Origin of the sequence: Pseudoglutamicibacter albus (genome assembly GCF_031458175.1) — a bacterium.
Lineage (GTDB): Bacteria > Actinomycetota > Actinomycetes > Actinomycetales > Micrococcaceae > Pseudoglutamicibacter > Pseudoglutamicibacter albus.
In genome coordinates this window covers 1,059,404-1,080,776 of record NZ_JAVDXX010000001.1, presented here as the reverse complement: position 1 = coordinate 1,080,776, position 21,373 = coordinate 1,059,404, and the positions used below count along the sequence as shown (strand labels likewise).

Here is a 21,373-nt window from a genome sequence, read left to right as displayed (position 1 = left end):
CAGGGTGCGGCTCTAAGCTTTCCTGTAAGACAGTTGTACTGTGCACATCAGATGCGCATTGAACGAGGTAGGAGACCGCCGATGAGCGACCGGAGATTCAACGTCGACCCTGACCGGTATGACGACGACCGGTACGACAATGGTCAATGGGGCGATGAGTTCAGCGCGACCTCCTCGGGGCGCTCAAGCTACGGATCCGGTTCAGGGTACGGAGGGGAACAAGGATATGGCTATTCCCAACCTGCCCAGCCGTATCAGCCTGCCCAGCCATACCAACAGGGGCAGCCGTACCCGGCCAACCAGCAGTATCAGCAGCTTGGTCAGCCGTATCAACAGCCGGGGCAGCAGCCGTATCCGCCGCAGCGCAAGCCGCGAAAGAAGAAGAGCGGGGGCAAGAAGTTCCTGATTTCGCTGCTCACGATCGTCCTTGTTGTTCTGGGTTTGCTGGGTGTCTATGCGGCGGTGCTTGCCGCGAAGTTCAACGAGTCCCACGCGATTCCGGTGGCGGAGGCGTTCCCGCAAGGGCAGCGGCCGCAACACGGGCCAGGGGATAGGTCCGTCAACATTCTTCTGCTCGGTAACGATTCCCGCGGCGGTCAGAACGATTCCGGCCGTACGGACACGATGATGCTGATGCACATCCCATCCGATAGGCACGGGGTCTATGTCACCTCGATCATGCGTGATACGTGGGTGAACATCCCGAATCACGGTGAGGCGAAGATCAACGCCGCCTACGCGATGGGCAAGATGCCCTTGACCGTGGCAACCCTAGAGAACCTGTTCAACGTTCCTATCGATCACGTCATGACCATCGACTTCTCCGGATTCGAAGGGATGGTCGATGCGCTGGGCGGGGTCACGATCGATGTTCCACAGCCCTTCGATAAAGCAGGCACCCACTATGAAGGCCGCATGGACGTCAACGGCAAGCAAGCATTGTGGTTTGTCCGCGAGCGTTACGCCTTCAAGGACGGCGACTATCAGCGTGTGAAGAACCAGCAGCAGCTTGTGAAAGTCATCTTCACTAAAATGCTGAGCCCGCAAACCTTGATCAACCCGGTCAAGACAACCAACACGGTAGGCGCAATGGCGCCCTATATGACCCGCGACGAGACCCTCACCGGATGGAAACTCATGCAGCTTGGGATCACCATGCCGGGTGTGAGAGCCAACGACTTCCACTTCATGACCCTGCCGAATAAAGGCGTGGGCACCAGCGCTGACGGCCAATCCATCGTGGTCCCGGACATGGACGTGATCAACGAATTCTCTAAAGCGATGCGAGAAGGCGGCATGGAGGATTTCATGACTCGCCACGGATTAGCTAAATAAGTATTCTGAACCAATGGTGGATGAGTGAGAGGGAGGGCACGGTGACGCAGGCAATCCGCGCGGACTTTTCAGGGCTCCAAGACTGGCTGAGCCTCAGCGTCACCGAGCTAACCAAGCAACAGGAATCCCTCAACGCGATCAACGTCTTCCCAGTCCCAGACGGTGACACCGGAACGAACCTTGTAGCGACGATGCGCACCGTGCACCAGGCCATCACCGAGGCTGAACCTACCGGGGACCTCGGGCACCACCTCGCAACTGCTGCCCGGCAAGCGCTCGGCTCAGCCCAAGGAAACTCAGGATCCCTCGTCTCAGTGTTTCTACTCGGGATGGGTGAATCCCTCGCAGGAATCACGACCCTCACCGCGCCGGCGCTCGCCGAGAGTCTCGAAGCTGGACGGTTACGGGCGTGGGCCGCGTTGTCTGAGCCTGTGGGCGGAACCATCTTGTCAGTCATGGAAGCCGCAAGTGATGCCGCCAGAGCACGAGCCAGCCAACAGAAACAACGCGGCCACCAGAAACAGTCCGTCCCACAGGGCACCGTGCCACAGCGCACCGTCCCACAGTGCAAGCGCCAGCTCACCGGGCCCGAGACCGAACCTGCCGCGCTGATAGGAACCCTCGAGGAGGCGTGGCGGGCCGCGTTGAGGGAAGCCGAGGACACACAGGTCCGGTTGAAAGACCTCACTGATGTTGCGGTCGTGGATGCCGGCGCGGTCGGTTTCGCGATCATCCTGAACTGTTTGCTCGCCGCAGTCACACACACCGCCGTTGACCCAGAGCCTTATCGTGACTTGCCCGGCTATCATGACCAAGGCGAGATCCGCATTGAACAGGTTGAAGCGGCCGATGGTGTGGAAGTTGTATGCACCGTGACCGCATCGGCACTCGATGCTGCCCTGATGCGTGCCGCGCTCGATGCGGTAGGGGACTCCGTTGTCATGTCCGCCATGGAACCGGTCTCAGAGCACGATCCGGAGTACCGCGGCTACAACCACGCCAACCCGAGCCAGAAGGCTGCAACCAGCGAGCACACACTTTCCTGGAGGGTGCACGTGCACGTCCCCACCGAAACAACCGCGCTAGAGATCATCAGCAAAGCCGGGGAACCCACCGACATCGCAGTCACGCCGCTACAACACCTAGCCAAACACAAATCAACACGCCCGCACACTGCAGGGCAGAGCTCTCAAGGCTGCAACCACGCTGGGACAAACCACCTATGACCGCCGAAACAAACCCTCAGCCAGATGCAACAGCCTCAGCCGAGCCCTCAGCCACTACAGCAACCGCAGCAAGCGCAGCAACCTCGGCCACCTCAGCAACCTTGACCCCAGACACAGCACTGATCGAGGCGCTGGGCAAGCGCGATGCCCAAGCGATCCAGAAAGCCTTCGGTTTCGACACCGTGGCAGACATGCTCGCCCACATCCCCCGCCGCTACCTCGACGTAGGAGAGCTCACGGCCGTCCGCGACCTCCCGCTCGGCGAAGACGTGACCGTAGCCGCCCGAGTCATCCACGCACACCAACGCCGCATGCACCGCCGCAAAGGATTCCTCCTCGAGATCGAAGTCGAATCCGAACAAGACGGCGGACTCATGCCCATGACCTTCTTCAACGGCTACCTCGCCGCCCAACAACTCACACCAGGCACCCGCGCAGTCTTCAGCGGCAAAGTCACCGCATATAAAGGAGCACTGCAACTTTCACACCCCGAATACACACTGCTCGGAGAAGACCAAGAAGCTGAAGCCAAGCCCTTCCCGATCTACCCGCTCAAAGGCAAAATCGGGCAGATCCGCATGCGCGCACTCCAAGCGAAACTACTCGAGCGCATCGACCCCGAAACCTTCACCGACCCTATCCCCACACCACTACGCACCCACCACCGGCTACCAGACCGTGTGTCCGCGCTACGAGCCATCCACCAACCCGAAAACCTACAAGCCGCCTACCGGGCACGGCAACGCTTCGTATTCCAAGAAGCCCTCGTGCTGCAAACATTCCTCGCCGACCGCAAAGCGGAGCTCGCCGGGCAGACCGCCGTCCCGCGGCCCAAGCATACAGGCGGCCTGTTGGAGGCTTTCGACGCAGCGCTACCCTTCACGCTGACCCCGGGACAGGTCGAGGTAGGGGAGCAGATCGCATCAGACCTCGCACGCTCGCATCCGATGAACCGGCTGGTCCAAGGGGACGTCGGCTCGGGTAAAACACTGGTTGCTCTGCGTGCGATGCTCCAAGTGGTCGATGCGGGCGGGCAGGCCGCGTTCATGGCGCCCACTGAAGTTCTGGCCCAACAACATGCCGCAACACTGCGTTCGATGCTAGGGGAGCTGGCACGGGCCGGTGAGCTGGGTGCCCCAGAGACCGCAACCCGGGTTGAATTGCTGACAGGCTCGCTCAAGACCGCCCAGAAACGTGAAACCCTGCTAGCTGCCGCTTCAGGGCAAGCAGGCATCGTAGTGGGCACACACGCCTTGATCTCTGAGCACGTGCAGTTCGCTGAGCTCGGGCTCGTGGTGGTCGATGAACAGCACCGCTTCGGTGTTGAACAACGCGATAAACTACGCGACGGTGCAGGGGCGACACCGCACATGCTGGTCATGACCGCAACCCCGATCCCGCGAACGGTCGCGATGACAGTGTTCGGGGACGTCGATGTTTCGACACTGAAGGGCTTGCCAGCCGGACGCGCCGAAGTCAAAACATTCGTGGTGCCGCTGGCCTTGCCGGCCTGGAAGGAACGCATCTTCACCCTGATCCGCGACGAAGTAGCTCAAGGCCACCAAGCCTACGTAGTGGTTCCACGCATCACAGCCAGCGAAGACCAACACCACAACGAACCAGCCGGCTCTCCTGGGCAACCTGGCTCCGCTGGACAACCTAGCTCCGCTGCAGCAACAGTTGCTCCCGAAGAAGGGATGCTTCCGCTAGAGGTCCAAGCCCAAGAGAACCACACGCAACGGACCCCGCTAGAAACCATGTACGAAGTACTCGCGGGACACCCAGCCCTCAAGGACGTGCGCATCGGAGTGCTCCACGGCGGAATGGACCCAGCCGACAAAGCACAAGCCATGGACGACTTTGAAAACCACCGCAGCGATGTCCTGCTCGCGACCACAGTCATCGAGGTAGGAGTGGACGTCCCCAACGCCACCGTCATGGCGATCATCGACGCCGACGCCTTCGGCATCTCCCAACTCCACCAGCTACGAGGACGCATCGGGCGCGGAAACCTGCCCGGAACCTGCCTCTTGGTAACCAACCTCGAACACCAACACCCCTCAGTCGAACGGCTCGAGACAGTCGCATCCACCACAGACGGCTTTGCGCTCGCCGAGGAGGATGTCAAACTGCGCCGTGAAGGCGACATTCTGGGGCAAAGCCAGTCGGGCGGGAAATCGACGCTCAACCTCCTACGCGTCATGAGGGACGCCGATGTGATCCAAGCGGCCCGCGAAGACGCCCACGGCATCGTCGCGCCGGGTTGGCGCGCGGCTCACCCCGAACTCGCGCGGCTCGTGGCTGAACTCGAAGACTCCGAAAGCGCGGCCTATCTGCAACGCTCCTAAGCCTTCTGGAGCGGTTATGGGGTTTCGGCTACTGGTGTTTCGGCGAAATACAGGGTGGTTTCCCCATAGCGGCGTGGCTTGAGCGGTGAAAGGCCGTCCGGCCACTGTGGGGCAGGCGAGGCGGAGGCTCTCTCGAGGCACACGACCGCATCGGGAGCCAGGTGGGGCACAAGTGCGGCTAGAAGCTCATCCACCTCCTCACTGCTCATGGGGTAGGGAGGGTCGAGGAAGACGAGCGTAAACGAGACGCCCGAGTAGTTGGCGAGGAACGTTGCCGCCTTCGCCTGCTCAACCCTGGCTCCGTACGCGCAGCCCTTCCCAGGCGCTGTGCTATTGACAGGCGCTGGGCTGTTTATGGGCGCTGTGTTGCTGATGGGCGCTGTGTTGCTGACGGGAGCTGTGTTGCTGAGTTCCTTGTTGATGAGTGTGGCGTTGGCGCGTAGGGCTTGGATGGCGGGGCGGGCGTGATCCACGAGGATCGCGTTGTGGGCTCCGCGCGATAAGCTCTCGAGTCCGAGCGCTCCGGATCCGGCGAAGAGGTCAAGTACGCGGGCGCCAGCGATGACGTCCCAAGAGTCCAGGCGGGAGAACAGGGCCTCTTTGACGCGGTCGGTGGTCGGGCGGGTGTCGTGGCCGGGCACGCTTGTGAGTCTTCGGCCGCCGGCGACCCCTGCGATGATGCGGCTCACTTATCCTCCTGAGGTTGCTGCCCGGTTGTTTTCATCTGTTCGGTTTCATGTGTTCGTGTCCGTGTGGCGGGGATCATTGGGCCTGGCCTGCGAACACCGCGGCGAGTTCACCGGGGCTCAGCACGGTACCTGGCCGCGGGCCTGCCGCGTGGAGGGCGGCTAACTCCTCGGCGGTGAACGGGGCGGGTGAACGCCGCGCACCAAGCACGACGTTGCCGGGCATCGTGAGAGAGAACATCGAGGAATCAGCGGCAACGAAATAGCTAGCTCCGGCGGCCTTGAGTGAGTCAGCCATCCGGCGGGTCGCCTCAAGACCCGGCTCGTCGCCGATGTTGATGAGAACAAGCCCGCCGGGGACTACCGCATCGAACATTTCGGTCATAAACCCCGGATCGAACAGGCGAGCTGGCGAATCAGGCTCGATCGAGATATCAAGCACGAGAGCATCGGCAACTCCGGCGACCTCTACCGCGCGAGGCAGGGCATCCCGCACATCGCCGGCGATCACGTGCGGAGCGTTGGTGCCCGGGAACGGAACCTTCGCCAAGACCGTATCGATCAAGTCAGGATCTAAATCCACCACGATGTGGGTGCTCGCTGGTTCCGCGACGGCAAGGGTCCGCGGCAAAGACAAACCTCCGCCGCCTAAGTGAATATAGGTTCCAGCGCGGAAAGCAGTGCCTTGCGATGTTCCAGCGCGGTCCGATTCTCCGGTGCCGCGTGCTGTTCCGGCGCCGCGTGGGGTCCACAGCTGGAGGGCGGCCTGCATCCACTGAAGGTAGTCGTAGAGAAGCCGCGACTGATCATCCGGGAAAACCGTGGACTGTTCGGCCCCATCGATGTCTAAGGTCAACCCGCCCGGGATCCACGGGGAACGCCACCAAGCAGCTACCGCCCCTGAACTGAGAACCTCGCTACCAAGGAACTGAGACCCACTCGGACGTGAAGTATCGGGGTGTTCATTCACGTTTGACGCCTCATCGGCGTTGTGTACTCCGCTCATGATCACCGGCCAGCGCTTTCACCCGCTACCGCCCGCGCAGCATCAGCAAGCGAGGTACGCAACCGTTTCGCGCCCTCCTCAACGCTCGCTTGGTCCTTGCAAGCGGCAAAACGCAAGTATGAAGCGAAACGGCCCTCAAACTCAGGCGTCGTGAAGGCGCTGACCGGAACCGCAGCTACACCGGCCTTCTCAGGCAACACCTGAGCGAGCTCGGTCGCATCCTCAATACCCAACGGCGCCATATCGGCCAGCACGAAATATCCACCACGTGGCCGCACAACCTTCGCGCCAGCGTCTTCAAGCGCATCGACCAATACATTGACTTTCTCACCCAGCTGCACAGCACGGCGGGTGAAGAACTCGCGCGGCAAACGCAAACCATGAGCGATCGCCGGCTGGAACATCGGGCCGGTAGAGAACGTCAGATACTGCTTGACGGTACGCAACGCATCGATCAACTGAGCCGGGCCAGTAGCCCACCCGACCTTCCACCCCGTCAAAGAGAACGTCTTCCCGGCAGAAGAAACCGAGATGGTTCGCTCCCACGCCCCAGGCGTGTGAGCAAATGGCACAAAACCATTGGCAAGCCCCAGACGCTCATCGCCTTTTTGGTTATAGACCAGGTGCTCATAGACCTCGTCAGAGAGGATCAAAGCAGAAGCCTCAATAGCAGCCTTAACGATCGACTTGCGGGAGTCCGGACTAAACACCGATCCGGTCGGGTTATGCGGATCATTCACGATGATCATGCGGGTGTTCTGATCCACCGCCTGAGCCAAAGCCTCACAATCCGGCTGAAAAGAGCCCGTCTGAGCGTCAAAAACCATCGGGACAGTCCGCAATTCAACCCGGGCAAAACCAGTCAACGCCGCATAGGCGTCATAAAACGGCTCGAAAGTCACGACGTTATCGCCCGGACGAGTAAACGCGAGCACAGCCGCGGCGATAGCTTCCGTAGCACCTGAGGTCACAACAACCTGCGCATCCGGATCCACCGTCACCCGATACCAGGACTGCTGATGCTCAGCGATCGCAACCCTCAAATCCTGGACACCGGCTGCCGGAGCGTACTGATGATGACCACGCGCAAGCATCTGCTGAGCGATATCCACGATCTCATCAGGCGCATCGTTATCCGGAATACCCTGACCTAAATTCACCGCCTCATGCAGCCCAGCAAGATCCGAAACCTCCTCGAAGATAGTTTTCTTCAGCCCATGAGCCCCCGCCAGACGCGCTCGCCGCGCCCCCTGGAACCACGGCGCAATCGAGGGTGAGGCAGGAATCGAAGAGAAGCGGGGCTGCTGGCCCGGGTTTGAAGTATTCGTGCTGGTCTCATTGATGCTGGCCATGCTTATACAGTACCGAGCCCATACACGGACGCCGCTGCGCATAGCTGCGCGCCACAACCTGTGAATGCATCCCAAACCGTACGAATTCGACGACGTTCCCAGAAAAATATGAAACAGTGTTCACATGACTCGTGTTGTATGCCCAGGGTCCTTCGACCCTGTCCATAAGGGCCATCTAGAGGTCTTCATGCGTGCGGCCTCACTCTTCGATGAGGTCATCGTTGCCGTCTCCACGAATCCGGCAAAGAAATACCGTTTCAGCGAAGAAGAACGCGTCCAAATGATCCGCGACCAGGTCTCAGCGATCAGCGGCATCACAGTGGAACCCATGGGGGACGGGCTACTAGCCGAATACTGCGCTCGCAAAGGGGCGCGCGCCATCCTCAAAGGGCTACGCAACAGCCAGGACTTCGAATTCGAAACCCCGATGGCCTCCATGAACCGCCACCTCACCGGCGTTGAAACCGTATTCATTCTCGGAGACCCGGAGTATCAGTACGTTTCTTCATCGCTGATCAAGGAAGTTGCATCACTCGGGGGAGACATAACCGAATTCGTCCCCAAGAGTGTCGCTGCGAAATTTGCCTAGTAAACCCAAAACGACTCTATTCTTAGAACTTGGGACTATCACTTCTGTGAGCGGTCGCTTCGTTGGATCATCAGGGCGCCCATAGCCGTGATCGACTACGTGAGGAGCATTGATGTACGGAACCACGCAGGGTACCTATGTGCCCCGCCGCGTGAAGCACCGTCGTGTGCACGTCGGCCGTATCGTACTGGGATGCCTGCTCATCATCATGGTCACCGTCGCAGGAGCAGGCCTTGGCCTGGCCTCAAAATTCGGGCGTGCCTTCGAGAAAACCAGCACAATCGCAAGCGCTTTCCCGGACGAGGAAGACCGCCCGGTCAAAGACCCAGGCGACACTTCCATGAACATCCTGCTACTTGGCGCGGACGGCGGCCCCGGTAAAGGCAAGCGGGCGGCTATCGACCCGAACGCGACCGCAACTGACCGGCGTTCCGACTCCATGATGCTCGTTCACATCCCGGAAAGCCGCGATAAGGTCTACGTCATCTCGCTTATGCGAGACACCTGGATTTCGATCCCAGGCCTTGGCGAGGCAAAACTCAACGCCGCAATGGCTAACGGCGGCGTCCCGCTACTCATCCAGACCCTCGAAGAACGGCTCGACACCCGCATCGACCACGTAGCGATCATCGACTTCCAAGGATTCCGCGACCTCACCACAGCAATCGGCGGCGTCACAGTCGACAACGAATACGACTTCATCGCCCACGACACCGACTACCACTACCCGAAGGGCAAGATTCACATCGACGGCGACAAGGCCCTACGCTTTGTGCGCGAACGTAAGAGCTTCCCCGACGGCGACTATCAGCGCGTACGAAACCAACAGAAGTTCCTCAAAGCTGTCTTTGGGAAAGTCCTGAGCGCGGAGACCCTGTCTAACCCGGCCAAGCTCTTCAAGGTCGTGGATTCCATAGCCCCATACATCTCCATGGACGAAGAATTCTCTGACCCATCCCTGCTCACCGGGCTGGGACTGCAGATGAAGAACGTACGTGCCTCCGACATCGTGAGCTTCACGCTGCCAACCGCAGGTACAGGTACAAGCCTGGACGGACAGTCGATCGTTTTGCCTGACCAAGCCGCGATCGATGCGCTCGCGGAAGCCCTGCGCAACGACACGGTCGCGGATTACTATGCGGCGCTACCCGAAGATAAGAAAAAGTAAGCGGCAGCACACCGATTGCATCTGAGCCGTCGATGCGCGCTAAGGTGAGCAACACACGAACAGATAGAATCTTTCACACCAAGCTGGCCGTTTTGCATGTACGGCCAGCATCATTAGAGGAAGCAGTAGCTCGTCTATGGACATCCCAGCGTTGGCACAGTCCCACGGCCTGAGCCGTGTGGGCGCGCGCCCTGGCCTCTTCGCCTATTATCGAGAGACCTGGCGGCGCAGGCGATTCGCCATTGTCTTTGCACAGTCCAAGATCCGTGCACGCAATTCTCAGAACCGTTTGGGTGTGTTCTGGGAGATTCTGAAGCCTACCTTCAACGCGTTGATGTACGGGTTCATTTTCGGTGTCCTGCAAGGAGACCGGCGCCCGCCTGGATTCGCGGCGTTCGTGGTGATCGGCGTGTTCCTCATCGAGTTTTTCTCCAAATCGATGAGCGACGGCGCCCGCTCTATCACGGGTAACCGTGCGCTCGTGCAGTCGCTAGCCTTCCCGCGCGCGACCCTTCCGTTCTCGATCGTGATCCAGCAGATCCTCACTCAGATTCCGATGCTGGGCGTCATGTTCATATACGTCATGGCACTGGGCTACTGGCCACGGTGGCAGTGGCTTTTGATCATCCCGCTATTCGCGCTCTATGCGATCTTCAACACAGGGGTTGCATTCCTGTTTGCACGTTTGACTGTGCACACACACGACCTGACGCAGCTGCTGCCGGTCGTGAACCGTTTCTTCTTCTTCACATCCGGTGTCTTGTTCTCGGTCGAGAACATCCTGGCTCAGTGGCCAGCCGTGATCACCGTGTATGACTTCCACCCGATCTATCAGGTCCTCACCATCGCACGCGGACTTGTTTTGGGTGGTAGCCACACGTTTGATCCGATGGCGTGGGCAGTCGTAGCGGGTTGGGCTGTGGGCCTGTTCGTGATTGGCACCGTATTCTTCTGGCGAGCGGAGGAACTCTATGGCCGAGTCTCCTAAAAAGGAACAACCTAAGAAAGAGCAAGAAGGCGTGGCCGAGCCCGTTCCGCCGAGCCGTGACGAGCAGCTGCGCATCGACCCTGAACGTCAACCGGTTGTGATCGTGGATGACCTCCACGTGAAATACAAGGCGTTCTCTTCAGGCCGCTCGGCCGGGGCGAACAGTCGCGGAGGCATCTTCAAGAAGCGGATGCGCGGCGTTCGTGAAGTGCACGCGCTCAAAGGTGTCAGTTTCGTTGCGTACAAGAACGAATCCATCGGCATTATCGGTTCGAACGGTTCCGGAAAATCGACGCTACTGAGAGCCATCACGGGCCTCACCCCACCAGCTGAGGGCGCAACCTACGCCTCAAGCCGCCCGAACCTCCTTGGCGTTGGTGCGGCTTTGATCCCGAGCGTCTCAGGCGATGAGAACATCACATTGGGTTGTTTGGCGTTGGGTTTTTCGATGCATGAAATCGAAGAGCTGCGCCCCAAGATTGTTGAATTCGCGGGCCTTGAAGATTTCATCGACCTTCCGATGCGCACGTATTCGTCAGGTATGCAGGCGCGTTTGAAGTTCTCGATCGCGGCTTCGAAGTTCCACGACATCCTGATTGTCGATGAAGCCTTGTCCGTGGGAGACGCGGCTTTCCGTAAGCGTTCGGAGAAGCGGATCCGTGAGATCCGTGACGGCGCCGGCACCGTCTTCTTGGTGTCCCACTCGATGAAATCGATTCAGGATACCTGTAGCCGAACTATTTGGATTGAAAAGGGTGTCTTGATGATGGACGGGGACACCCCAGAGGTCGTCAAGGCGTATCAGAGGTCACGAGGCTAATGACGAAGAATGCGTTGCCGCAGCTGAAGGCGAATCCAACGGTTGCGTATGTGATCCCTGTGCTGAACGGGGCCGCCTATATTGCGGAGGCTATCGCCTCAGTTTTGGATCAGGAATATGAAGGATCCCAGAAGGTCGCTGTAGCGGTGGGCCCCAGCAATGACGGTACTGAACGGATCGTGCAGCGGATCGCGGCAGAAGATTCGCGTGTGCTGTTTGTGGAGAATCCGGCCGGTAACACGCCGTCAGGTTTGAACCGGGCGATTGAAGCGGTCGACGCGGATGTCATCATCCGCGTGGATGGCCATTCTGTTTTGAGCCCGGGCTATACGCGGATCGCGGTTGAGGCGTTGAGAGAGACCGGGGCCGCCGATGTTGGCGGGATCATGGACGCCCAAGGCACCAACCCGATCCAGCGTGCAGTCGCTGCGGCCTATAGGTCGCCGTTCGGTTTGGGGAACGCCCCGTACCACACCGGCGCGCAGGCCGGCCCCGCTGATTCCGCTTATCTTGGTGTTTTCCGCCGCGAGATCTTCGAGATCGTGGGCCTCTATGACGAGACCATGATCCGCGCCCAGGACTGGGAGCTGTGCAAACGCATCCGCGAGGCCGGCCATACGGTGTGGTTCGACCCTCGGCTGCGAGTCCGCTATTACCCCCGCGATAACTTCGGGGCTCTTGCCCGCCAGACCTTCGCATCAGGCGTGTGGCGTGGGGAACTAGGGCGACGAGGCCCAGGAGGCGCGCGCCTGAAACACTATGCGCCTCCCGCTGCACTGATCGGCTTCGGCGCGGGCATCATCGGACTTATGATCCGTCCATTCACCTCGAAGGGCTCGGCCCTGCGCAAAGCGAGTACCGCGGCCGCGATAGCCCCGATCGGCTACGGCCTCGGCATCCTAGGGGCCGCTTGGCATGCCGGCCGTGAGCTGCCGTTGAAGGAGAAAAGATTGCTCGCGCGGGTATTGCCGACAATGCACGGAACCTGGGCGGCCGGCTTCATCCGTGGCCGCATCATGGGCGCCGGCGACGTCAAGGACACTTCGAGAGTCAAATGACCCACAATTTTCCATCGAATCTGCAGGTTTCTGCTGACGGCACCGTCCCGGTTGGTCCGGACGGGTTGATCCGGCCGGCGAACCCCACGCTCGCCCAACTGCGTGCCGTGTGCCAGCCTCCGCATGTGCGGGCGCGCAAGAACGCAGAACACTGGACCGCTGAGCTGTATCTCCGCCACATCTCGATCTATTTCACGCGTGTGCTCGTCAAGACCAGGATCACCGCGAACCAGGTCACCACGCTCATGATGATCACGGGCTGGTTCATGGGGGCGGCAATGCTGATCCCGGGTATCTGGGGCCCGTTGATCGCAGTGGTGCTCTCGCAGGTTCAGCTCTACCTCGACTGCTGTGACGGGGAAGTGGCGCGCTGGCGCGGCGTCCGTGGACCTAAAGGCATCTTCATCGATATGGTCGCGCACCACTCAACTGAAGCGGCCGTTGCTGTGGGTGTGGGCGTGCGGGTTGCGATGGGGGTCTCCCCGGGTGCGTTCACCGCGGACGGATGGGCTGCGGCCTGGGCCGGGGCAACGTTGGGTGTCTTGCTGTTGATGAATCGCTCGCAATCGATCATGATGCATGCCTCGCGCGCTTTCGCCGGTGTTGAGAAGCTCCCGGACACCTCAGAGGCCCGAGCGATGCCGCCAGCTTCGCTGATTGGACGCTTGCGCAGCATGGCGCGGTTTGTTCCGTTTCACCGCATGCTTCACGCGGTTGAGTTGAGCCTCATCTTCTTTGCGGCCTCGATTGTCTCTGCGGTGATTGGCCAGCCGGTTGTTGCCGAATCGTGGGTCATATGGGTCTTGCTCGTTGCCACAGTGGGTGTGAATGTGGGACATTTCTGTGCCCAGGTGTTCTCTGCGCGCCTAGCGCCGCTATCGACCGGCTGGGAGTATAAGCGCCCCGAGGACGTTCAAGCGCAACCTGTAGAACTCACGGGTGCTACGGACGCGTCTGTGCGTACAAGCGGTGAGAACTGATGTTCTCATCCTTCAAGCGTCGGATCGGGAAGCTACGCTCAGCTGGCCGCCGTCAACCGCACCTCATGGTTGAAGGCACACCCACAGTCGGTGTTGTAGTGCTCACGATGGGGCAGCGGCCTGCCGAGCTGGCTCGTGCGTTGCGTTCGTTGCGGCGTCAGAAGGACGTCAACGTCAACATCGCGGTGGTCGGCAACGGCTGGCAGCCAGTGGGGCTGCCTGATGGGGTCAAGGGCGTCAAGCTCGAAGAGAACCTTGGTATCCCGGCTGGCCGGAATGCTGGGGTTGAGTACGTGCATGGGGAGTACCTCATGTTCTTGGATGATGACTCCTGGCTTTTGGATAACGACTTCATAGCGGAGGCGGTTGAGCGTTTCCGCCAACACCCGTCCATGGGCCTGCTACAACCGCAGATCGTGGACCCTGCTAAACCAGGTGAGTCGCCCCGCCGCTGGACGCCGCGTATCTGGAAACGCACTCCAGATGTTTCCAGCAACGTGTTCCACGTAGGGGAGACCTGCTTGGTGATGCCTCGGCACCTCTTCGACGAAACCGGCGGGTGGGCTGGTGGTTTCTGGTACGCGCACGAAGGCATCGAACTTGCGTGGCGTATATGGGACACAGGCCACCGAGTCTGGTATGCAGGTGACATGCGTGTCGGCCACCCCGTGGTTGATGCCCGCCGGCATAAAGAGTTCTATCGCCTGAATGCACGTAACCGTGTGTGGCTGGCCCGCAGAAACTTGCGTCCGCCGTTCAAGTGGATCTACCCGATGGTGTGGGCGTTGGGGCAAACCGTGAGAATGCGGAAGGACCCTCGAGGTTTACGGCAATACTGGGAAGGTTTCCAGTCCGGTTGGGAAGGCTCGCCGTGGTATCACCATCCGCGGCCTCCTTTGAAGTGGTCAACGCATCTGCGGATGGCTCGCTACGGGCGCCCGCCGCTGATATGAGCCAGCCAGTAGGTTCGGTGTGAGATGATGGGGCGAGTTAACCCTGCGTCCATCTTCTGTTTGGACGTTTCTCATATTCTTCTATGTCTTCACCAGGAGGACCTGTGGCACGCACCATCATCACGTATGGGACGTTTGATCTTTTCCACATCGGGCATCTGAACATTCTGCGCCGCCTGAAAGAGCAGTGCGACCGCCTCATCGTGGGTGTTTCAACGGATGAGTTCAATCAGATCAAGGGTAAGAAGCCGATTGTTCCTTTCGAACAGCGGATCGAGATCGTCCGTTCGATCCGTTACGTGGATGAAGCGATCCCGGAAGAGAACTGGGACCAGAAGCGTAGCGACATCGAGAAGCACAACGTTGACGCGTTCGCGATCGGTGAGGACTGGAAAGGTAAGTTCGATGACCTCGAGGACATCGTTGAGGTGATCTATCTTCCTCGTACGGACGGCATCTCAACGACCGAACTCAAGCGCATCCTTTCGAGTTTCGATGCCCGCAAGGTCAACGAACTCAAGGAATCCCTCGACACGCTCTCGCGCATTGTTGAGGAGCTTGGCTAATGCCACGAGGCGTTTCGCCGCTCGATGCGGTGCTGAAAGTGCGGCGTATTGCAGGTAGGAGCTTTTCGCTGGGCAGTGCTGGGCTGAAAGCCCTCAACGACCAGCTTGCTAAGCGGGCAGCGGCGCGGCGATTCGCTTCCTCAACTGACGCCGAATATTCAGTGGCGTTGGTTCATGCGGGTGGCCCGCTCACTACGTATCAGATGCGGCAGTGGGTGCGGCCCCTCAATGCTCTTGATGAGCATCTGCGTGAGCAGGGCGTGCCTGGTGCTGCGATCATCGTTCGTGATCCACGCGTGATGCAACAGTGCGCCGATATCGCGAAAGTGCCCGTTGTTTTGGCGTGGGGGATGGCCGAGGTCATCGAGGCCCTCAACAAGCCGAGTGTGCGTGTTGCGCTGTATGCCAACAACAACACGTTGAATTTTCAGGCGATGGCCGCTCAAATCCCCGCGCACGTGCATGTAGGGCATGGCGAATCAGATAAAGCGTCGATGGTCTCGAACCAGTTGAGGGCCTACGATGCTGCCCTCATCGCGGGTCAAGGAGCACGTGACCGCCTTGCCGCCCGGCTTGTGGGGCTGGATCGCGTTGCCCTATATGAGGTGGGGCGTCCGCAGATGGACTTCCCGGACCCGCCTCCAGCGAGTGTGCCGGAAACTGCGAAGAAGACGGTTTTCTATGCCCCCACATGGGAGGGCGACCGGGCTGAGATGTCGTATTCCTCCCTGGTTTCATGCGGTTCCGCCGTGGTCGAGGATCTTGTGGATGCCGGGTATCGACTCATTTACCGGCCGCACCCGCAGACGGGGAAGAACTCATCGCTGCATGCTGCGGCGGATCGCGCGATCCGGCAGACCTTGCATCGGGCTGGTGCTGAGCATGTGGTCGATGACCAGCCGGGCCTTGGCTGGCAATGGGATGTAGCTGACTATGCGGTGCTCGATGTTTCCGCGATGGCCTTTGATGCGCTGGCGGCTGACAAGCCGACCGTGGTGATCGCGCCTGAACACGAGCAGGCTGAACGAGTCAGCGGCGGCATCCTGGAGTCGTTAGTTGTCTTGGATCCGCGTCAAGCCAAAGCTTCTGGGCAAGCGGGTGCGCGCGATGGCGGGATCTGTGAGCTTCTGAAAGTTGCCGAGCGCGAGGAGTCTGTCGCTCAACGGCGCCGATGCGCGGCCTATTATTTTGGTGATGTCACTCCCGGGGCTCAGCGGAGGCGTTTCGTTGATGCTTGCTGGGATATCCTCATCACTCGGGACCGAGCGCTCGTGGATACGCTCGGGCTCGCTTCAGTACTCTCCACTTAAGGCAGACGTTAGAGATCGTGAGTAGGTTGCCGGTCAAAGACGCCTTTTTCTCCATCCGTTTCGCCTATGCGTTGCGTCGGTTGCAGCAGTGCCACGCATCGATGGGCCTCACGCCCGGTAGGGTGTGGGCCTCCTATGCCGGGGGTATCTCCGATGAGGTAGCTACCCGTTTACCGGTTACTGAGCGCTCCACTTTCCGAGGCAGGGCGGTTCTGTGGATAGAGGAGCCAGACGTTGGCGGCAACGAACTCTCAGTTGCGAATCCGCCGGCAGGGCTCAAGCTTCTCCGGGCTCCGCGCCGGTTTGTCCCGCCGGAAGCTCAAGCCGCTTGGCGGGTGATCGCCAGCAACGGGCGCGCGATTCATCCGGCGGCGCAACCGTTGATATGCGCGGGCGAGCCTGGTCAGGGCGTCACAGGCACGATGTTCTTCAACGAGCCTGTGGATGCGGTCATCACGTGGGTCGATGGTTCTGATCCTGAATGGGTGCAACGTAAGAGCGCATTTCAGCCGGGGCAATCGGCACGTGAAAGTTCGAACGTCGAGGCCCGCTTCAGTGATAACAACGAGCTGCGGGCATGCCTGCGTGGCATCGCGGCGTATGCGCCGTGGATCAGGCACATCTTTATTGTGACCGATCAACAGGTCCCGGCCTGGCTCGATCAGTCTGCCGGACAAGCGGGCGGAACCGGCGTCAGCATCGTAGACCACCGTGAGATTCTGCCCCACAACGTGCTACCGACGTTCAACTCGCACGTCATCGAGTCAGCCCTGCACCGCATCCCAGGACTATCGGAGCATTACTTGTACTTCAACGACGATGTGATCTTGGGTGCGCCGAGCACCCCGGAGGACTTCTTCACCCCTGCTGGCCAGATGCGTGTTTCACTGAGCGGACAGGGCATTCACGGTGACCTACCGGTCATGGATTCAGCACGTAAGAACCGCGAATTGTTGATGCAACTGACAGGTACGATCATGGATCGCCGCTATAAACACGTACCCCACGCTCAGCTCAGAAGCGTTGCCTATGAGCTAGAAGAGGCCATCGAGGAACATATTTCACAAACGCGTTCGCATCGGTTTAGAAACCCTGCGGATGTCTCTTTCGCTTCCTCGCTGTTGCTCAGCTATGCGGTCGCTACGGGGCGCGCGGTTCCATCAGCGTTGTCGTATTCCTACATCGATGTGGGGCAGAACGATGCGGTGCGCCGCTTAGGCGGGCTACTGCGAGAAAGAACTGCTGCACAGAATGGTTCGGCGGAGCAGGGCTACGGACGTTTGGTCAACTGCTTCAACCAGGTTAAAACCATGAGCGCTGGCAACAGCAAGGCGTTACGGAAAACGCTTGAGGCCATGTGGCCGTGGGCCTGCCCGTGGGAAACCACCTGAATGTGAACCGGCTTGCGTTTGGGTACTAGAAACCCTGGCACGTAACCGCAGCGCAACCCCTCAAAACACAAGCGACGTGTCGAGCCGAGCGCTCCTATGTGAAAACCGTCGCTAATATAGCGGTGGAGCTTGTGCATAGCAATGGTAAAGGAACTCTCAGCAAGTGGACCCCAAGGGCATTCTGAATAAAGCTAAAAGCAACGTGGTTCGCTCCGCGATGCGCTCAGTGAACCTCACCCGCGGTGCTCTGCGGCGCCGTCGTGCCGTCAAACCGCGTGCAGGTAGTGAATACCTAGCTGTGAGTCCGGATGCCCACGGCTTGATTCTGACCGCTTATGGGTTCAAGCACAAGCCGGTTGCCCTGGTTGCTGTAGCAGCGGAGCACGTCGTGGCGCGATTCGACGTTGAGCAGGCAACGGTTGAGTCTCGGACTGATGCCTATACAGCTACGGCAGACTACCGCGTGATCACCAACGCTCTAGCCAACCTCACGATCGCGACTGAGGACATCGACGGTGATGAGAGCACACCTGAGGATGGCGAGGACGAGGGATGGAAGCTGCAGCTTGGCTGGTTGCTGGAGCCCAGCGAAGAACGCCCGGTCGGCGCCAGCAGCAGCGTTGTCTTAGGGGAGCACGTAGTTCACGAGACTGAACTAGAGTACACCGCCGGTATGCAGTGGATTCAATGGGCTGGCCGCGCGAGCAAAACGGAGGCTTCAGCGTTTCCGCGCCGCCACGTCAACGGTCACACCGTGACGCCGCTGATCACAACGCGTGGCAACGTGCGCATCGACGTCAACACGCCACCGGCTCTGCACGCATTGATCTACGCTGACGATGTTTGCGTCCAAAGCAACGGCATTCATGTCAAAGGCCGTGTTGCTTCAGCACAAGGCAACGTGACGCAGCCGCGATTCGTTGTGGTGGGACGTGAGACTGGTACGCGTTTTGAATCCCGTATGCGCTTGGAACTTGACCGTGGCTGGACTCAAACCGATTTCGGACGTCGACGCTACCGGTATGACGTGCGTGTTCCGATCAACCCCCTCATGTGGGACAGCTTCAGCAACTCGGAACCGTTCGATGCGGTAATCGAGTTCTATGACACCGAAGGCGTTGTGCATACTCGCCGTGTCTCGCGTGTGCCGATCGAGTCTCGCGTGGCAGCACGCGGCGGAATCCTAGAAAGTAGGGGTCGCATCGCTTGCGTGAGCCCATACTTCACGTTCAAAGCTAAGGCTTTGTCTTTCCATATCGAATGCTTCGAGCTATCAGTCAAACCGTTGCTGACAGGCACCCGGAAGGTCGATCCGCAAGCCGATGTGTGGCTCATCGGTGAACAGCCGTGGCGAGCAGGAGACAACGGCTACCGTTTCTTCACGTGGCTCAGGCGCAAGCATCCGCAGATCAACGCGTACTACGTGATCGACAAGGATTCGCCGGATATCGAGAAATTCGCCGGCGAGCCCAACGTGGTGTTGAGCGGGACCTATTCCCACTTTGAGAAAGCGCTCCAAGCGAGCAAATTCATTGGAACGCACCACCCCGATTTCCTGATGCCAACCTACGCGCCTTCGTTCAAAGCGCGGCTGCGTGGAACCCGGGTATTCCTGCAGCACGGCGTGCTCGGAGTGAAGCGCATGACTTCCACGTACGGCAAGAACGCCCCCCAGTTCAACGTGGACCAGTTCTTTGTCTCCTCAGAGAAAGAACGCGAGATCGTGATGAATGACCTGGGATACAAGGCCGACCAGGTTGTTGTCACTGGCCTTCCACGTTTCGATTCCCTGTTAGGGGAGAGCGTTGAGCCGCGGCGCGGCCAGGTTGTGGTGATGCCGACGTGGCGGGACTGGATCCGTGACGAGGAAGGCTTCCTCGCCTCCGAATATTTCCAACAGTGGCACCAGGTGCTCTCCAGCGATGGCTTCGCCCGCGTCGTTCGTGAAAACGGGCTCGACGTCAAGCTATATCTGCACACGAATATGCAGCGTTTCGCCCACCACTTCGAAGACCTGCCTGTCACGGTGATCTTCCCCGGTGAAGAAGACGTTCAGCGCCTCATGCAAGAATCTCAGCTCTTGATCACCGACTATTCCTCGGTTGCATTCGACTTCAGCTTCCTTGGCAGGCCTGTGATCTATTTCCAATTCGACCGGGGGCGTTTCCTTGGCCGAAACGGCTCCCACCTTGATTTGGACGCGGAACTCCCAGGCTACATCGAGTTCACCGCCAACGATGCTGTAGAGCGGCTTCGTAGCTGTGCTGCGTCCGGGTTCGAACAGACCGAAGAGTTGCGTGCGCGTAGCCGCAGCTTCATGACGCACCGTGATACACGTAACTGTGAACGGGTTTTCCAGGCGGTCATCACCGGGCCGGAGCACACCATCGTAGGCTCAGGCTCGCCATGGATAGACGCGATGCCGTTGGTGGTACGCCGTTTCCGCCGTAGCCGCTGGTACTGGAAATCCATGCGGGCTTTCTATAAAGCGGCCTCCGTTATGCCTGGCAAACGCGAAACCCTCGTCTTCGAATCTGGGCTGGGTAAACAGTATGCGGACTCGCCGCGATACATCTATGAAGAGCTCCTCCGGCGCGGAGACACCCGCCCTAAAGTCTGGATCTATAGCGGCCCGCACGTTTTCACCGACCCGAACACGGAAGTGGTTCAACGGTTGAGCCCTGAATACTACGCCGCCTTGGCCCGTGCCCAGATATGGACCATGAACCAGTCAGCGCCTTCGTATCTGAAGCGTCCGGCGAAGGTGCGTTTCGTACAGACTTGGCACGGGACACCGCTCAAACACATGCAGCTCGATGCCGCTGGAAAGCAGGAGCAGAGCGAGGGATACCTTGAGCGCGCCCAGGCGGGTGTGCGGCAGTGGACTCACTTACTTTCGCCGAGCCCGTATGCGAGTTCCGCGTTCCGGTCCGCGTTTGGTTTCAACGGGCCCATCGTTGAGCTTGGTTATCCCCGTAACGATATCCTCGTCTCAGACGAGGCCCCAGCCATCCGCGAACATACCCGGGCCCAATTGGGGTTGGGGGAGCAACGCGCAATCCTGTATGCGCCGACCTTCCGCGACAACCAGAAGAACGCGCGCGGCAAGCTCGCCTTCCAGCTTCCGTTCGATCTGGAGACCTTCGCGCAGCAGATGCCGGATGACACGGTTCTTCTGCTGCGCATGCACAGCCTCATCGCTAGTCGCATCCAGATCCCTGAGCATTTGCGTGACCGGGTCAAGGACGTTTCCTCATATTCGGATATCCAGGAGCTTTTCCTCGCTTCCGATGCCCTGATTACTGACTATTCTTCAGTGTTCTTCGACGCCGCAGTGTTGCGGTATCCGATCGTGTTCTTCGCTTACGACCTCGAGGACTACCAGCAGAACCTGCGTGGCTTCTACCTCGACTACATGAAAGACCTACCAGGTCCGATTGTCCAGGATGAAGCGGAGCTGTGGGCCACGGTGAATGAGCACCTCGAGAAGGGGATCGACCAAGAGCAACGCAGCCGCTTCATCGAACGCTTCGCACCGCAAGACGACGGGCATGCAGCCGAGCGCGTCGTCGATGAACTCTACTGAGCGCAACAGGC

Annotated in this window: 17 protein-coding genes; 14 read left to right on the top strand and 3 right to left on the bottom strand. The window is 59.6% G+C overall.

Annotated elements, in window-relative coordinates; translation table 11 throughout:
* The first annotated feature begins 81 nt into the window (after positions 1-81).
* From J2S67_RS04740 to J2S67_RS04730, 3 genes are read left to right on the top strand one after another with little or no spacing between them, the layout of a single operon-like run.
* Complete coding sequence (locus tag J2S67_RS04740; RefSeq protein ID WP_310246768.1) at positions 82-1,335, top strand: LCP family protein; 1,254 nt, start codon at positions 82-84, stop codon at positions 1,333-1,335.
* A gap of 41 nt (positions 1,336-1,376) precedes the next feature.
* Entirely contained in the window at positions 1,377-2,561 is a 1,185-nt protein-coding gene (locus tag J2S67_RS04735) for a DAK2 domain-containing protein (protein ID WP_310246766.1), read from the top strand.
* Positions 2,558-4,909, top strand: coding sequence for an ATP-dependent DNA helicase RecG (locus tag J2S67_RS04730; protein WP_084590485.1), 2,352 nt, complete (start codon positions 2,558-2,560; stop codon positions 4,907-4,909). Before J2S67_RS04735 ends, J2S67_RS04730 begins: the two co-directional genes overlap by 4 nt.
* A gap of 14 nt (positions 4,910-4,923) precedes the next feature.
* Here the strand turns inward: J2S67_RS04730 and J2S67_RS04725 are convergent, their stop codons facing one another.
* The 3 genes from J2S67_RS04725 to J2S67_RS04715 form a co-directional block, all read right to left on the bottom strand.
* A complete protein-coding gene (locus tag J2S67_RS04725) occupies positions 4,924-5,598 on the bottom strand; it encodes an RsmD family RNA methyltransferase (protein WP_310246762.1) in 675 nt (224 codons plus the stop codon).
* A gap of 73 nt (positions 5,599-5,671) precedes the next feature.
* Positions 5,672-6,601, bottom strand: coding sequence for a spermidine synthase (locus tag J2S67_RS04720; RefSeq protein WP_310246759.1), 930 nt, complete (start codon positions 6,599-6,601; stop codon positions 5,672-5,674).
* Between the two features lie 2 nt (positions 6,602-6,603).
* Positions 6,604-7,953: an aminotransferase class I/II-fold pyridoxal phosphate-dependent enzyme gene (locus J2S67_RS04715; RefSeq protein ID WP_310246757.1), complete on the bottom strand. Its 1,350-nt coding sequence runs from the start codon at positions 7,951-7,953 to the stop codon at positions 6,604-6,606.
* Positions 7,954-8,077: 124 nt separating this feature from the next.
* Here J2S67_RS04715 and coaD point away from each other — a divergent pair, with 124 nt between their 5' ends.
* From coaD to J2S67_RS04660, 11 genes are all read left to right on the top strand, one after another.
* Complete coding sequence (gene coaD / locus J2S67_RS04710; RefSeq protein WP_239446510.1) at positions 8,078-8,542, top strand: pantetheine-phosphate adenylyltransferase; 465 nt, start codon at positions 8,078-8,080, stop codon at positions 8,540-8,542.
* A gap of 112 nt (positions 8,543-8,654) precedes the next feature.
* Complete coding sequence (locus J2S67_RS04705) at positions 8,655-9,710, top strand: LCP family protein (protein ID WP_310246754.1); 1,056 nt, start codon at positions 8,655-8,657, stop codon at positions 9,708-9,710.
* A gap of 136 nt (positions 9,711-9,846) precedes the next feature.
* Positions 9,847-10,698: an ABC transporter permease gene (locus J2S67_RS04700; protein WP_035757182.1), complete on the top strand. Its 852-nt coding sequence runs from the start codon at positions 9,847-9,849 to the stop codon at positions 10,696-10,698.
* A complete protein-coding gene (locus J2S67_RS04695; protein ID WP_310246751.1) occupies positions 10,682-11,518 on the top strand; it encodes an ABC transporter ATP-binding protein in 837 nt (278 codons plus the stop codon). The genes J2S67_RS04700 and J2S67_RS04695 overlap by 17 nt, the downstream gene beginning before the upstream one ends.
* Positions 11,518-12,576 carry a glycosyltransferase family 2 protein gene (locus tag J2S67_RS04690; RefSeq protein ID WP_310246748.1) on the top strand — a complete coding sequence of 353 codons (1,059 nt, stop codon included), beginning with the start codon at positions 11,518-11,520 and terminating at the stop codon, positions 12,574-12,576. The genes J2S67_RS04695 and J2S67_RS04690 overlap by 1 nt, the downstream gene beginning before the upstream one ends.
* Entirely contained in the window at positions 12,573-13,556 is a 984-nt protein-coding gene (locus J2S67_RS04685; protein ID WP_310246746.1) for a CDP-alcohol phosphatidyltransferase family protein, read from the top strand. The genes J2S67_RS04690 and J2S67_RS04685 overlap by 4 nt, the downstream gene beginning before the upstream one ends.
* Positions 13,556-14,509, top strand: coding sequence for a glycosyltransferase family 2 protein (locus J2S67_RS04680; RefSeq protein WP_310246744.1), 954 nt, complete (start codon positions 13,556-13,558; stop codon positions 14,507-14,509). Before J2S67_RS04685 ends, J2S67_RS04680 begins: the two co-directional genes overlap by 1 nt.
* Before the next feature lie 104 nt (positions 14,510-14,613).
* A complete protein-coding gene (locus tag J2S67_RS04675; RefSeq protein ID WP_070506989.1) occupies positions 14,614-15,075 on the top strand; it encodes an adenylyltransferase/cytidyltransferase family protein in 462 nt (153 codons plus the stop codon).
* Positions 15,075-16,385, top strand: coding sequence for a CDP-glycerol glycerophosphotransferase family protein (locus J2S67_RS04670; RefSeq protein WP_310246739.1), 1,311 nt, complete (start codon positions 15,075-15,077; stop codon positions 16,383-16,385). The genes J2S67_RS04675 and J2S67_RS04670 overlap by 1 nt, the downstream gene beginning before the upstream one ends.
* Positions 16,386-16,402: 17 nt before the next feature.
* A complete protein-coding gene (locus J2S67_RS04665) occupies positions 16,403-17,776 on the top strand; it encodes a stealth conserved region 3 domain-containing protein (protein ID WP_141739800.1) in 1,374 nt (457 codons plus the stop codon).
* Between the two features lie 163 nt (positions 17,777-17,939).
* Positions 17,940-21,362 (top strand): CDP-glycerol glycerophosphotransferase family protein, encoded by a 3,423-nt coding sequence (locus tag J2S67_RS04660; RefSeq protein WP_310246736.1) that lies wholly within the window; start codon positions 17,940-17,942, stop codon positions 21,360-21,362.
* Positions 21,363-21,373 lie beyond the last annotated feature (11 nt).